The 13,994-nt window shown below is 67.6% G+C and carries 11 protein-coding genes; 5 read left to right on the top strand and 6 right to left on the bottom strand.

What is annotated here, in order from left to right:
• Position 1: 1 nt before the first annotated feature.
• Positions 2-964, top strand: coding sequence for a hypothetical protein (locus KEG57_RS13980; RefSeq protein ID WP_272420273.1), 963 nt, complete (start codon positions 2-4; stop codon positions 962-964).
• 3 nt (positions 965-967) lie between these two features.
• On the opposite strand, the gene KEG57_RS13985 is transcribed toward KEG57_RS13980, so the two are convergent.
• Complete coding sequence (locus KEG57_RS13985; RefSeq protein WP_272420274.1) at positions 968-1,801, bottom strand: SDR family oxidoreductase; 834 nt, start codon at positions 1,799-1,801, stop codon at positions 968-970.
• Between the two features lie 75 nt (positions 1,802-1,876).
• Here KEG57_RS13985 and KEG57_RS13990 point away from each other — a divergent pair, with 75 nt between their 5' ends.
• Together KEG57_RS13990 and KEG57_RS13995 are read left to right on the top strand one after the other, a co-directional pair.
• Entirely contained in the window at positions 1,877-2,812 is a 936-nt protein-coding gene (locus KEG57_RS13990) for a LysR family transcriptional regulator (protein ID WP_272420275.1), read from the top strand.
• A gap of 6 nt (positions 2,813-2,818) precedes the next feature.
• Positions 2,819-3,565 (top strand): hypothetical protein, encoded by a 747-nt coding sequence (locus tag KEG57_RS13995; protein ID WP_272420276.1) that lies wholly within the window; start codon positions 2,819-2,821, stop codon positions 3,563-3,565.
• Here the strand turns inward: KEG57_RS13995 and KEG57_RS14000 are convergent.
• Positions 3,557-5,461 carry a hypothetical protein gene (locus tag KEG57_RS14000; RefSeq protein WP_272420277.1) on the bottom strand — a complete coding sequence of 635 codons (1,905 nt, stop codon included), beginning with the start codon at positions 5,459-5,461 and terminating at the stop codon, positions 3,557-3,559. The genes KEG57_RS13995 and KEG57_RS14000 overlap by 9 nt on opposite strands.
• Before the next feature lie 62 nt (positions 5,462-5,523).
• Between KEG57_RS14000 and KEG57_RS14005 the strand changes: the two genes are divergently transcribed.
• Positions 5,524-7,536 (top strand): Hint domain-containing protein, encoded by a 2,013-nt coding sequence (locus tag KEG57_RS14005; protein WP_272458535.1) that lies wholly within the window; start codon positions 5,524-5,526, stop codon positions 7,534-7,536.
• 14 nt (positions 7,537-7,550) lie between these two features.
• Here KEG57_RS14005 and KEG57_RS14010 read toward each other — a convergent pair whose 3' ends face one another.
• The 3 genes from KEG57_RS14010 to KEG57_RS14020 form a co-directional block, all read right to left on the bottom strand.
• On the bottom strand, positions 7,551-8,996 hold the full coding sequence (locus KEG57_RS14010) for a hypothetical protein (RefSeq protein ID WP_272458536.1): 1,446 nt from the start codon (positions 8,994-8,996) through the stop codon (positions 7,551-7,553).
• 105 nt (positions 8,997-9,101) lie between these two features.
• Entirely contained in the window at positions 9,102-9,863 is a 762-nt protein-coding gene (locus tag KEG57_RS14015; protein WP_272420280.1) for an SDR family NAD(P)-dependent oxidoreductase, read from the bottom strand.
• A complete protein-coding gene (locus KEG57_RS14020) occupies positions 9,864-10,544 on the bottom strand; it encodes a TetR/AcrR family transcriptional regulator (RefSeq protein WP_272420281.1) in 681 nt (226 codons plus the stop codon).
• A 258-nt stretch (positions 10,545-10,802) separates the two neighbouring features.
• On the opposite strand from KEG57_RS14020, the gene lepB reads away from it, so the two are divergent.
• Positions 10,803-11,360 (top strand): signal peptidase I, encoded by a 558-nt coding sequence (lepB, locus tag KEG57_RS14025; protein WP_272458537.1) that lies wholly within the window; start codon positions 10,803-10,805, stop codon positions 11,358-11,360.
• On the opposite strand, the gene KEG57_RS14030 is transcribed toward lepB, so the two are convergent.
• Positions 11,357-13,861: an ATP-binding protein gene (locus KEG57_RS14030; protein ID WP_272420283.1), complete on the bottom strand. Its 2,505-nt coding sequence runs from the start codon at positions 13,859-13,861 to the stop codon at positions 11,357-11,359. The two genes, lepB and KEG57_RS14030, sit on opposite strands and share 4 nt — an antisense overlap.
• Positions 13,862-13,994 lie beyond the last annotated feature (133 nt).

The following is a 13,994-nucleotide window of genomic DNA, read 5'->3' on the forward strand; positions in this document are numbered from 1 at the left end:
CATGGCGACATTTCTGGTCACGCCGCGCATGAATCCGGCGCTCCGCGCGCGGGTGGAGCGGGCCGTCAGCCACAAAGCACGCGCGAAGCATCACGCGGCGGGGCTCGGAATGGCGTCGCCCTTCGCGAGCCGCGAGGGATTCCGGCCTGCGAAGCTCTTGCCGCTGCTCGCGCTCGTGGTCATCGCGGGGCTTTTTGCGGCCATGGTGTTCCACGAGCGGCGCGAACTCGAGGCGGAGCGGACCGCGCTGCTCGGCGAGCTCGATGCACTCCGCCCGGGGCTTCCGGCGGGGCACGAGGGGCTCGTCGCCGATACGGAGCGATTGCTCGTGGAGGCGGCGGCGGACGGGGAGACGGTGGAAATCATCGACCCGGCGCTGCGCGCGGCGGGCGCGCTCGACGCGACGTTGCGTCGGCCTGCGCTTTATCTTCGTGCTCCGGCGGCGGAGCTGCGTGATGCGCGGGGCGTGGACGATGCGGCGCGCGGATCGATCAAGGACGCATTCCTCGTTTGCCTGATGTATCCGCCGGCTTCCACATCGGAGCGTGATCTGCTCGCGAAGGTGCGTGGCGTGTACTTTGCCGGAGCGAAGGTCGACGACGAGACGGCGAACGTCCGGCGGCTCGCGGAGCTGCGGGTCGGCCTCGCGGTGCTCGCGCCGGCTTTCGAGAGCTCGGTGCGTACCGCGCAGGATCGAAACGTGCTGAAGCGGCTGCGGAAAGACCTTCAAAAAGCGCCGGTCGACCTCGCCAAAAAGGCGGCCGCCGCGGAGCTCTTGCTCGCCGTCGCGGATACGAAAGCCGGGGCGCGTGTGATGCTGTATGATCTTGCCGCGAAGAAGCCGCTCTTGCGGGTGCTTCGGCGACACGAGGAGCTCACCTTGTCGTCGCTCGGCTCGAGCCACCGCGACGAGCTCGAAGCGTGCAGCCTGGCCGTCGCGGTGCGCCGCGCCGTGACACCGTGAGAATCAGAGCTTGGGCGCGAATCGTGACCGCATCATCTCGATGTACGCCTCCTCCGAGGTTTGTCGCCGCGCCTCGACGAGCGGCGCGATGTCCTTCGTGGCGAGATAACGCAGCCGATCGGTGCCGTCGGTCGCGGCCTCGAAAATGACCCGCGCGACCTCCTCCGACGTCGCGCGGCCGCGCGCCTGCCTGAGCTCCGCGAACACCTGGGCGGCGCCCTCGACGAACGGCACGTAATCGGCCATCGGCGTCCTCTCGCCCGCCTCCTTGGCGCTACGCTCGCCGAAGCGCGTGCTCGTCACGCCGCCCGGCTCGACGATCTTCACGCGGATGCCGAGTGGCAGAAGCTCGTACGAGAGCGCCTCGGAAAACCCTTCCAGCGCGAACTTGCTCGCGCAATAGGCGGATATCATCGGGAGCGTGAACACCCCCGCGCCCGAGCTCACGTTGATCACGACGCCGGAGCGCTGCTTTCGCAAGGTGGGGAGGACGGCCCGCGTCACGTCCATCATCCCGAACACATTCACCTCGAACTGCTCGAGGATTTTTTCGCGCGTGGTCTCCTCGAACACCCCGAAAAGGCCGAAGCCCGCGTTGTTGACGACGGCGTCGATCGAGCCGAACCGCGCGAGCGTCGAGGCCACGGCGGCGTCGATGCTCGCGCGATCCTGCACGTCGAGCCGGAGCACGCTCATCCGATCCGATGCGCGGAGCTCCGACTCCGCTTCCGGCGTGCGCATCGTCGCCGCGACGTTCCAGCCCTCCGCGGCAAACACCTTCGCGATGTCACGACCAAACCCCGACGAACAACCCGTCACAAGAACCGTTTTGCTCATGCCCTCGATGTAAAGTGCGAAGGCCGATGAAACAATCCGTGCAATCCGGCATGCTCTGATGCAAACTTTGGAACAATGATCCGCGCCAGCTTGATCGAGCTCGAAGCCGTGGTCGCCATCGCGAGCCTGAAGAGCTTTCGCGCCGCGGCCCGGCAGCTCGAGATGTCGCCTTCGGCGCTCAGCCACGCGATCTCCGCGCTCGAACAGAGGCTCGGGGTCCGGCTGTTCCACCGCACCACACGGAGCGTGTCGCTCTCGGCGGCCGGCGAGCATTTCGTCAGGCGCGTTCAGCCGGCGCTCCGGGAGGTCTCCTCCACGCTCGACGAGATGCACGAGCTGCGGGACACGCCGAGCGGCACGCTACGCATCAACACGTCCAAGGGCGCTGCGCAGGTCGCGGTGCTTCCCATGATCCTCGAAATGCGACGGCGCCATCCCGACGTGCGCGTCGAGCTCGTGACGGAAGAGCGCTTCGTCGACATCGTCGCCGAGGGCTTCGATGCAGGCGTGCGGCTCGCGGAGGCCATACCGCAGGACATGGTCGCGATTCCGTGCGGCGCAGACATCAGCATGGCCGTGGTCGGCGCGCCGTCGTATTTCGCATCTCGTCCGAAGCCGACGAAGCCGAAGGATCTGCTCGACCACGAGTGCATTCGCCGCCGCATGGCCAGCAGCATGGTGTATCGCTGGGAGCTCGAAAAGCGCGGGCGCGAGGTGGCCGTCGACGTCCGAGGCGCGCTGACGCTCGACAATGACGACCTCGTTCTGCAGGCAGCCCTCGCCGGCGCGGGCCTCGCGTTCCTGAGTGATCTCGCGGTCGCCGCCGATGTCGAGGCGGGGCGCCTCGTCCGCGTGCTCGCGGACTGGACGCCGCCGTTCCCCGGTCTTTGCCTGTTTCACCCGAGCCACCGCCTCGTGCGCGCGGCGCTGCGCGCGTTCATCACGATCGTGCGAGAGTCGACGGCCCGTGAGCGGCGTCCTTCCAAAGCAGGGAATTCCAAGAAGGCGTAGTGCATCATGATGACAAACCTCGTCCGGGCAAACCTCTCGCTCCTTGTCGCCTCTGCCCTTTCGCTCGCCGCATCCTCCGCACGCGCCGAGCCTCCGCTGCGCGCCGCGCCTCCATCGGACGAAGAGGTCACGCGGCGCATCGCCTTTCTCCAGACGCGCCTCGATCGGGGTACCCCCGCGGCGAATCGATGGTGGTATGGCTGGTACACGGGGTGGAGCGCGCTGACGGTCGGGCAAGGCGTCATCGCCGTTGCCGTCACCGATCCGGGTCTCCGTGCCGATGCCGCCGTGGGCGCGGTCGGGTCGTCGCTCGGCCTGATTCCGCTGGGCCTCGCACCATTTCCCGCCCGTCACGCCGCCGCGGATCTGCGCGCCATGCCGGAGTCGACGCCCGAGGAGCGACGGAAGAAACTCGCGCGTGGCGAGCGGCTGCTTCGCGAGAGCGCGGAATCGGAGGTGCTCCGCCGCAAATGGTTCAATCACGTGCTCTGCGGCACGGTGTCGACGGGCGTCGGCCTCGTGCTGGCGCTGGGGTATGGCAGGCCGGTGACGGGCGCGCTGAGCGCAACCATCGGAATTGCGCTCAGTGAGGCGCAAATTTTCACGATGCCGACGGCGGCGATCGACGATTGGAAGGAGTACCAAAGCGGAGGCGGTACGGGGAGCGTGGGGCAACCGCGACGTCCTGCGCCGGGCGTCTCGTGGTTTGTCGCGCCGCTCGCGGGTGGCGCGGTGGTGGGCGGTTCATTTTGACGGCGCCACCGTGAACGACATCAAGAGCGATGCGACCGTCGCATCGTGCGCAAGAGACAAATGGAGACCCAGGCTGCCCTCGCGCGGGGATGGAACGACACGTTTCGCCATGTCGTCGAAGAGCGCCTGGGCTTCGTCGCGCAAGCCGAAACGCACGGCGAAATCGCCCAGGGCGAAGAGCTTCAGGGCGAGCGCAGAATCGTAGGAGCCCAGGCCGATCTCGTCCCCGAGGGTAGCGCGTGCGCTCTCGATCCAGACGCGCAGAATGGCTCGGCCGATCTCGACGCTCGCCTCGGGGTGCCCCGATGCGTGAAATGCGAGCAGCCGCTCGTAGGCTGGATGGAGCTCTTCCCACAGGGGGCCGTGCTCCGCACGCCCCGTGGTTGGATTCCGCTTCTGCGCTTGCTCCGCGACCCAGGCGCGTAGCTCGGCGTGACGCTCGACCCATTGGGGGTTTTCGGCGAGCACCGATGCAGCGCGCTCCTTGATCTGCTTCTTGTTGGTGTCGGGCCCGACCATGGCGTCGGTGCTGTTGCCGGTCGGATCCCATTCCGCGATGTCGGCCGGCTCCGCGCGTAACCACCGGAGCACGAGGCCCACGCGCTTGCTGTCCGGCGCCGCGCGGAGGCTGGTCGCGGCGTGCATGCGGCAGAACGCTTCGCTGCTGAACGCCACCTTTCCGCCCAGAGAGAGCGGCGCGACCATCCTCTCGAAGAGGCGATCCGCATCGCCGGGAGGTACCCAGAACACCTGCTCTCGCAGTACGTGGCAACGACCATACGCGAATTTCAGCTCCAGAAGCTCGCCTTCGAGGTCGCGCATCCGCGCCGCGACGGCCTCGGCGGCGGGATGGGCCGGCGCAGGATCCGCCTGCCAGACCTCGTCCGGTCGGAAGACCTTGCGCGCGGGCGAAGGGAGGATCGTCCGAATGCTGGTGTTCGAACGCGGATTGTCGAGGTCGAACAGCGCCATCCAAGCAGTGGCCGTCAGATCACGCGCGGCGCCGGGAATGCCACGCGTGAGCGGAAAGTCCCCGCGCGCCGCGATCATGCTTTCGAGGAGCTTGCGCGCCTCGTCCGTCACGCCGACCTTCGTGCTGAAGACCCCCAGCGGCAGCATGCGCTGGAGCACGATTTCGAGCGAGAGCGGGTCGGACGGGCCATTCAATCGCCGCTGCATGTCGGGCAGCCAGGAGAAAAACAGGCCCTTGGCCAGCTCATCGGTGCTGTGCTTCGGGGTCCGGTGGAGCGCCAACTCGAGGAAACTGAGCACGGTCTCGTGCAGGATCCACGCCGCGCGATCGTCCGGGGACGTTTGCAGCCGCCGGAAAAGCCCCTCTGTCTCGTGCAGAGGCATGTTGAACCGTTCGAGTCCCGAGAGCGCGGCATAACGCACGAGCGATTTCGGCGGAGCGGGACCCGTTTCGCCGGGGGAAAACTGGTAATCGGTGAGGCGCGACTCGTCAAGCTCGACGAGCCTCCGCAGATACACGGCTTTGGCGTCCGACACGTCCCGCGTGCTATACATGTTCCCCACGGCGCGAATGCGAGCCATCAGCATTCGTGAAAACGTGATCGGCTTCTCGTCGAACGTGGCTGCCGACGCCGCGTCGACGAGATCCAAGCGGCATCGCGGCGCGTCGGGCAGATGGCTCACGTCGGGAAAAAGCCAGGGGAGCTGTTCGAGGATGTGCCCACCGACGAGCGGCGTCGCGTCCTCGGACCGTTCGAGCTCCCGACGAACGAGGCGAAACATTTCGTCCGGCGTTTCGAGACCGACCTGGGGACAGGCGCCCGAGAGGCAAGGGGGCGGGCGACAGCACCCGAGCAGCGCCGTGCAGGTCGCGAGGACAGCGAGGAGGGAGGAGAAGAGGCGCACCGCGCGAAACCGTAGCATGTTGGCGCGTCGCGGAATACTTGGCCGTCGAGGGAAAACCGTGCTCCGGTCGAGTCCACCACATGGAAACGCTGCACCCGCGACGTCGACGCGCCTGGCTCACGCTCCTCGTCCTCGGCGCGGGCTTGCGTGCGAGTTGCGGCGCTGCGGATATGGGTCCCAGCGTCGCCGAGGCCGCGCCGAAGCTCCCCCAGGCGCAGGCCGTCGCGTCGATCACCGAATTCACCGACAACCGCGGTTTGCCGGCGCTGCGCCTCGGCCTGCTCCAGACGTCGACACCTTTTGATCGCCTCACCGTGCGCAGGAGCCGCGGCCCCGTCGTTCCCGGCACGTGCAATACGGGCGAACTTTTCGCCACACTCCCGAAGGCAAAGCTCCGCGGTGCTCGCCTCGCGCTGCCCACGACGACGGAAAAGCCGCTTTCGTCGGGCGATTCGTACCGCGTTTGCGCTTACCGAAAAGATCGCCTGGTCGCGACGAGCACGCTCGCGGGCAAGCGCCACGTGCCTTGGCTCAACGCACGCGCCTTGCCCCAGGGGATCGAAGTGGGCGTACGGGTCACGCCGCTCGACGACGACGCCGTCTCCTTCGCGCTCGTGCTCGCCGAAAAAGGGGAGCCCCTCGGCGGGCTCGTGCGCATGGATTGCCGCGACGGACGGGTCGTGCGCGAGGTCGGGCGTGGTGTGTTCGCAGCCGCGAGCGGCGACGATTTGACCCTGCCCTTCCGGCTCACGCCACCGGAAATCCGCCGGGATCGGCGTTATGCGGTGCTCGGCTGCGTGCGCGACCGCGAAGGACGCCTGCACGCCGCGGAGGAAGCCTTGGGTTCGTCCGTTTCGCTCCTGGACGGCTCCGAGGAGAGCAATATCGTGGCCACGCCTTCCGGCGGCGTTCAGGCCGATCGCCTCGTCGTGGGGCATCACATTCTCGCGTATGACGTCGCCAAGAAGCAGCGGGTCACGACGCGCGTGCGCGCGGTGCGCAGCAAGTACCGTCCTTCGGTGTGGTTGCGCCTCGACGACGGACGGCGCATCGAGGTTCCCCAGGCGCGCAAGTTTTTCCTGCCAGACGTCGGAACGTTCCAAGTCGCCTCCAAGTTGCAGAAGGGCGACGTGCTCCTCGCCGCCTCCGGGGCCCGTCCTCGCCTCGCCGCAGCCCCGAGTGACGCGGATTCGATGGATGCTCCTTTGCTCGACGTCGGCGCGCCAGATGATTACTTCGTCGACGACCTGCTCGTCCGCGACGAACGGCCGAGCCAGGCGCGCGCGGGTGAACCCGAAAAGATATCCATTCCGTCGACCGGCCCCATCGAGCTCGTGCCATCGCCCGCCAGCTACGATTGCTACCTCGATGTGAGGCTCCACGTCCGCGAGCTCCCGCCGGAGACCCGCGCCGTCGCGATCGTGGCCGCGTCCCAAGAAAAATCCCCGGGCGCGCGCGCCGCGCTCACCTGCGACGCGGGCACCGTGGTCCGCACGCTCGATCGGCGGCTGCTCGACGCGCTCCTCGGCGAGCGTGCGCTCCGAACGCCAGGCGGCGCGGAGCTCGATGTGCAGCTCTCCGGGGATCCCATCGATTGTGATGGCGGGTATCTGCTCGTGCCCTGCTTGCGTGATGCCAAGGGCGCGATGCGTCCGGCGACCGATGCCGCCTATGGGATCGCCGGACCGTCGTGTTTTGCCGCAGGTACGCCCGTCGCGACGCCGCGGGGCGAGGTGGCCATCGAGCGCCTGCGGCCCGGCGACGCCGTGATCGGGTATGATGTCGAGCACGGAGCGCGCCGCGTTTGGCAGGTCCGCCGCGTGGCCGAGCGCGAGGAGCGGCCGGTGGCGACGTTCCGGCTCTCGAACGGGGAGGAGCTACGCGTGACGGCGGAGCATCCGATCTTCGTCGTGGGTCGCGGATACGTTCATGCACGCGCGCTCGAAATCGGGGACGTATTGCTCGGCGAGAACGGCGCGCCGGTGACGCTCGAAGCGCGCACCGATTTCGACCATCGGACGACGGTCTACGACCTCTCCGTCGATGGCCAGCACAACTATTTCGCCGGTGGAATCCTGGTGCACAACTACTGATCAACCTCCGGCACTCATCCAAGAAAAACGACGCTGCGGACCACGGCGCGCGCCCAGGTCTCCTCTCCTCTCTCGACGCCCTGAACAAGGCCCTGCGCCGCAATCAGGAGCTCGTGCATCGCGTCCCGCAGGTTCGATTCCTCGACGTGCGCCACGAGGGCCTCACAAAGCCCGTCCTCGGAGGGCAGCCGGCCCCCGTCATCGACCGTCCGGATGCTCTCGACGAGCACCTCGACCGCGACGTCGAACGTCCGCGGGTTACGGCTCGTCGGCGTGCAAGGATTACGACGAAATGCCACCACCGGAACGCCCCAGGGCGGCGAGTCAGGATCGTTCTCGTCCAACGCGCGAAAGCTCTCGTCGAGGAAAAACGCGCGGCACAAGGCTTCCCGGATGGAGGCGGTGCCAGGCACACCGTGGCCGAAGAATGCCGCGAGCGCATCGTCGGGGAGCGCGAGCCAGCCCTCCGTCGTCGTGGGCAGATGCGGCCCGCGTCCGGGGGATTCCCGCGAGAGCCAGCACGAGACGTACGCGCAATCGTTCTGCCCGTCGGCCTCCACCCAGTTGAAGAGAATCACGCGCTGTGCGTCTTCGACCTGCTCGAACGCGGCGTTCGCAAGAGAAATGCCATACCATGCCAGGTAGGCGGCGAGATCGGACACCAATTCATGCTCGTACGAGGATACGGAGCTGTTCGAGGAAGGACGCCAGTACCCGTCCAGCGGGGACGCGTACGCCCTCCATCGCGCACGGCCCGTGCCCGCATCCCGCGCATGAGGCGCGACGGGCTCGCGCGGGGCTTCGAGCGTTCGGTGCAACGCCGCGATCGATCGATGAAACGCGAAGCGCGCGGCGTCGGTCCTTTGCTCCTGCCACAGGCGGTGAGCCGCGAGCAGGTCCTGCCCCCTTCGGCGAAGCAGCGGCAATCGTAGGGGCGCTCGGGCCACATGCAGCAATGTCTCTCGCGTGAGGTGCGGCAAGACGGACGCTGGCCGCGCCCGATCGATGGGCGGGTCGTCGAGCCCGCTGTACTTCCGCCACCGCTCCTCGACGTCTGGTTGAAAGAGCTGACCCACCTCTTCGACGACGAATTCGTCCCACTCCCCCGGGATGCACCGGCGGAAGATCGCGTAGGGCACGAATGCATGCGCCAGTGAATCACTTGGCCGTCGATCCTGTTTGCTGTACGCGCCGAAGGCCACGAACATCGACGGGTCGTCGCCAAAGGTCGGGTCCGACTCCGGGAGGAGATCGCGGTGAATGGCTTCGATCCGGCGCGCGACCCGAGGCGCCGCGAGGGGATTGTAGCGCTCGAATGCGACCCGAGGCCAGGGCGGGTCCTCGTGCTCCGTCGGCACGAGCCGCACGGCGAGCCGAGGCCCGCCCGCCGTCGAAAACGAGGCGACCGCGAGCACGACGCTCCGCGCTTCCGGGAATGCCGCAAAGACACGTCCGACCATCGGAGCCGCATACCATCGCAGAAACCAGGCGCGCAGCGCGTCAGGCCCGGCAGCAAGCCTGGTGGTCGTGGCGCGCGTGAATGCGGTTCGTCCGGTGCTCATCCGTCACGCGGCGAGAAAGCCGCCGTCGACGAGCAAGGGCGCGCCGGTCACGTAACCCGCGCTCTCGGAGCACAACCAGAGCACGGCCCCGGCCATCTCCTCCTCGCTGGCCATTCGACCCATGGGATGCAGCGCGACGAGCTGCTGGACGACCTCGGGGGCGAAGGCCTCGAACTGGCGCATGCTCGGTGTCCCGGTGACGCCCGCGCAAAGGGCATTCACGCGGATTCCCTTCGTCGCATACTCCAGCGCCACCGACCGCGTCATTCCGACGACCGCGTGCTTGGAGGCGACGTACGCATGCTGGGCCGCCCTGCCCGCCATGCCGAAGATCGAGCTGATGTTGACGATGGCGCCGCCTCCCGACGCGATCAACGCCGGGATTTCATGCCGCATGGAAAGCCATACCCCCCGAGCATTGACGGCCATGACGTCGTCCCACACGTCCTGCTTCGTGTCCTCGAGCGGGGCCATGTCGCCGCCGCCGGCGCAATTCACCGCGAAATCGAGCCGCCCGAAATGCTCGACGGTTTCTTTCACGGCGCGCGCCACGGTGGCCTCGTCGCGCACGTCGGTCGGTACGAAGAGGGCCCGCGCCCCCTCGGCTTGCAGCGCCGCGCAGGCCTCGCGCCCTGCATTCTCCCCGCGGGCCGCGATGACGACGCCCGCGCCCGCTCGCGCGAATCCGCGCGCCGAGGCGAGCCCGATGCCGGAGCTGCCGCCGATGACGAGCGCGACGCGCCCCGAAAAATCGAATCGGATCATTCACGCTTCCTTTCCACGCTGAGGCTTCTCCGAGCCCAAACCTTTTCGGATGAAGTGGACGGCCTTTTGGGCCAGCGCCCGGCGACGCTTGGGCCCGAGCCGCTTCCGGAGGGAATCCGAGGCCAGCACCTCGTGGAGCTCGGCGCCGAGCTCCTTGAGCACCACGTCGGTCAACCCGGGGCCGATGATCGTGGCCACGAAGCGTGTCGCTACGTCCAGATCGGGCGCATGGAGCGCGCCGCTATCGGCCCCCGCTTCGAGCACGGCCCGGAGCTCCTGGATGCCTGCCTCGCAAATGGCCTTATGCAGGCCGCGGACCTCCGGGTTCGCCGTCGGATCGGCCGCGGCCGCGGAGAGACGGGCGAGGCGCGGGTGCTCGACGAGAAACGCCATGCCGCGCTCGATGAAATCCTCGAGGCGCGTCCAGAAATCACCTTCCAGGCTCGGTTTCCCCACGAACTCGCGCTTCAGGCGCGGCGCCTCCTCGGTGAGGAGCCACCGGTACAGGTCGAGTTTGTCTTCAAAGTATTGATAGACGCTGCCCTTGGGGATGTTCGCCCGTCGCGCGATCTGGGACAACGACGCCTCGGCGTACGTCCGATCGGCGAACTCGACGATGGCCTCGTGCACGAGGCGCGCGCGCCGCTCCTCGGGGAGCCGGAAAAAGGTGCTCTTCGGCATGCGACCGCCCAGTCATATGACCGATCGGTCGTACTGTCAAGGATGCCGTGGACGATCGGTCGGTCCGCGTCGGCGCGCGCGTTCGGGGCGCTCGCGCGGACGGGAGCAACTCTGTGGGAATAGACGCGGAAGCAGTCGGTTTCAGGCGCGATGGACGCCCCTGCTTCTGCTCGCTCTTCCACCGCTCCCTCCTCGTCCTCGCCGTCGCCCCGATCGGGCCCCGGTCGCCGTCGTCGTGTCCTCAAGGAGGTCTTGCCGATGGCGACCGTCACCGCCGTCATGCTCCTCGCGCGGACCTCGCTCGCCGACCATTACGTCGTTCCGAGCGGCTCGATGGAGCCGACGGTCCACGTGGGCGACCGTATCCTCGTCGACAAACGCGCGTTCGGCGTGCGGCTGCCCGTGGTCGATACGTACGTCCTGCCAACCTCGGAGCCGCAGCCGGGGGACGTGGTGGTCCTGGCGTCGCCCGAAAACGATTCCACGCTTTTGAAGCGGGTCGTCGCCGGCCCCGGGGACATGGTGACCGTGAAGGACGGCCGCATCACGCTCAATGGGCAGGAAGCTTCTGTCACGCACGAGCCCGGCGGTGATTACGAGGAGCTCGGCGATACACGCCACCCGCTCCGCCTCGGCTTCGGTGGACCGGATTTCGGGCCTGCGCGTGTGCCCGACGGCCATTACCTCGTGATGGGCGACAACCGCGGAAACAGCCACGACGGCCGGCTGTTCGGCTTCGTGGCGCGCGACGCCATCCGCGGACGCGCTGTACGTGTTTTCCTCCGCAGCGGCGATTTCACCTGGAAATCCCTCTAGCCCGTCCGGCGCGTCGAGTCGTTCACGGCGCGCACCGCAATCCCCAGATTCGAGACGTCGTCGACCTCCGCGCCCTCGGAAACCCGAGCCTCCTCGATCGGGAGCCTCACGACGAACGTCGCGCCTTTTCCTTCGCCATCACTCGTCACGCGCACGGTACCGCCGTGGAGCTCGACCAGGTTCTTCACGATGGCGAGCCCGAGGCCGAGCCCGCCGTGCACCCGCGTCGGCGAGCTGTCTGCCTGGCGGAACCGCTCGAAGACGTGCGGCAGGAACTCGGGCTTGATGCCTTGCCCCGTATCGGACACGGTGATCTCGACGAGATCGTCGATCCGGTCGAGCGTGACCTCGACCTTCCCGCCGCTCGGGGTGAATTTCACGGCGTTGCTCACGAGGTTCCAGATCACCTGTTGCAATCGATTCAGATCACCGCACACCCTGCCCGGAAAGGGCCTCGAAATGGATTCGAGCTCGATGTGTTTCGCCGCCGCCGAAGGGGCGACGGACGAGAGGACGAGCGCGACCACGTCGTGCAGGTCCACCGATTGCACCTCGAGACGCGTTTTTCCGGTGCTGAAGCGGCCCATGTCGAGCAGGTCCTCGATGAGCTGCGAAAGGACGCGGGCATTGCGGTCGATGACCGCGAGTCCCTTGTGGAGGTCCTGATCCTTGCCGTTCGCCCGGCGGCGTAGGACCTGCGACCAGCCTAGGATGAGGGTGAGCGGGGTCCGGAGCTCGTGGCTCACCGTCGAGAGAAACTCGTCTTTGAGGCGGCTCGCGCGCTCGGCCTCCGCGCGGGCGGCTCGCTCGCTCTCCAGCAGTCGCTCGCGCTCGTTCTCGGCCCGCTTGCGCGCCGTGATATCCATCCCGGAGGGAAGAAGGTGGGTGACGCGGCCCTCGTCGTCGCGCAGCGGCGCGAGCTGGAAGTCGACGCAGATGAGGGAATTCCCTGCCATTCGCGCCGTCACGTCGAAACGAACGACCTCGCCGCGCTTGGCGCGGTCCATGGCATCGCGGATCCGCGCCTGCGCTTCGGGCAAACCGCTCCACCAGTAGCAATCCCAGAATTTCTTCCCGAGGACGTCGACGGCGGTGATGTTCGCCGCTTCGAGCGGAGCCCGGTTGCACTGGAGAACCGTCCCCTCGAGGTCGAGCACGCCGACGAACGCGAAGAGGTTATCGAGCACGCGGCGAATGTGCGCTTCGCTCTCGTGCAGGGCCGCCTCGGCGAGCTTGCGCTCCGTGATGTCCCGGATGACGCCGAGCATCACGAGCTCGTCTCCCTTCCGCTCGATGGCGCCGCTCGACTCCAGCCACAGGGTGGTTCCGTCGACGTGGGTGACGCGGTATTCGTCCTTGTAGGAATGGGGCCCACTCCCTCCGGATTGCGCCTGCTCGACGGCCTCACGGACCTTGCGTCGAGTCTGCTCGCGGTCGTCCGGATGAACGCTTTCGATCCACCGCTCGTAATCGACCGTGCAGCCCATTCCGTAGCCGTAGAGCTCGCAGGCCTCCGGGGTCCAGAACGCCCTCCCCGTCGTGAGGTTCCAGGTCCACACGCCGGTTCGCCCGGCTCGGCTGGCGAGCCGCAATCGTTCTTCATTCTCGCGGAGCAGCTCGCTTCTTCGCCTTTCGTCCACGACGACGGCCAGAACCAGCGTGCTCGCGGCGGCAACCGCGACGAATTGCTGGAGCAGAACGAGCCGCAAATGCTCCGCGACGGGGGCAAACGGCCCATATCCCGCCGTCGTGCCCCAGACAGCGGCCGAGGCCGAAGGTAGCATGGCCGCCGTCGCTCCCCGCACGCCCCCTGCCAAGGCCGCCCACATGAGCGCCGGGAAAATCAACCATGCGAGGGGCAGGTGGGGCATATGAGGCCCGAAAATGAACCATGCGACGGCCCCGGCCGTCACGGTGCTCAGCACAAGATGGAGCCACCACCGAAACGACCGACCGATCGGCTCGCTGGGCATCCAGCTCAGCACGAGGGGCGTGACGACGAGCATGCCCATCACGTTGCCCGCCCACCAGGTGAGCCATAAAACTGGAGCTCGCCCGAATCCATGCGCGATCACGCTGGCGAGCGTGGAACTCCCGATGGTGGCGCCGACGGCCGAGCTGACGACACAAGCGCCGATCAAAGCCAGCATGTCGCGGAGGCGCGTCAGGGCGGGCCGGACATGCACGCGCGTGAGGATCCAGGCGCCGCCCACGGCTGCAATCGTGTTTCCCGCCGCAATGGCGCACTGGGCCCACATCGGGAAGGAACGTCCGTCCAAGAAAAATGCGGCCATTCTGCCGGCGAACACGGCCGGCCACAGCCGCAGGCCGCCGAGCAAAAGACCGGCGAGGGCGACTCCCGCAGCGGGGAACACCGGGGACCCCGCGCCGGGGACCGTCGCCCATTGGAGCCCCCAGTCCGCGAGGAGGAAGTAACTCGTGAACAACATGGCGGCAGGACCGAGGGTGCGGGACCAGGCCGCCTTTCCGCTTCTCGCCATGCCGTTCCCCCTCCCTTCCGTAGCGCGCGGCGGCTGGATTTGCCGCCCCCCGCGCGGAGACGAAGGAAAAATAACACCGGTCGAGCCGTTCGGCTCGGTCCTAGCGAGGAACGAGCGCGCGGACCGAGCGTAT

It is taken from the genome of Polyangium jinanense, from assembly GCF_028435365.1.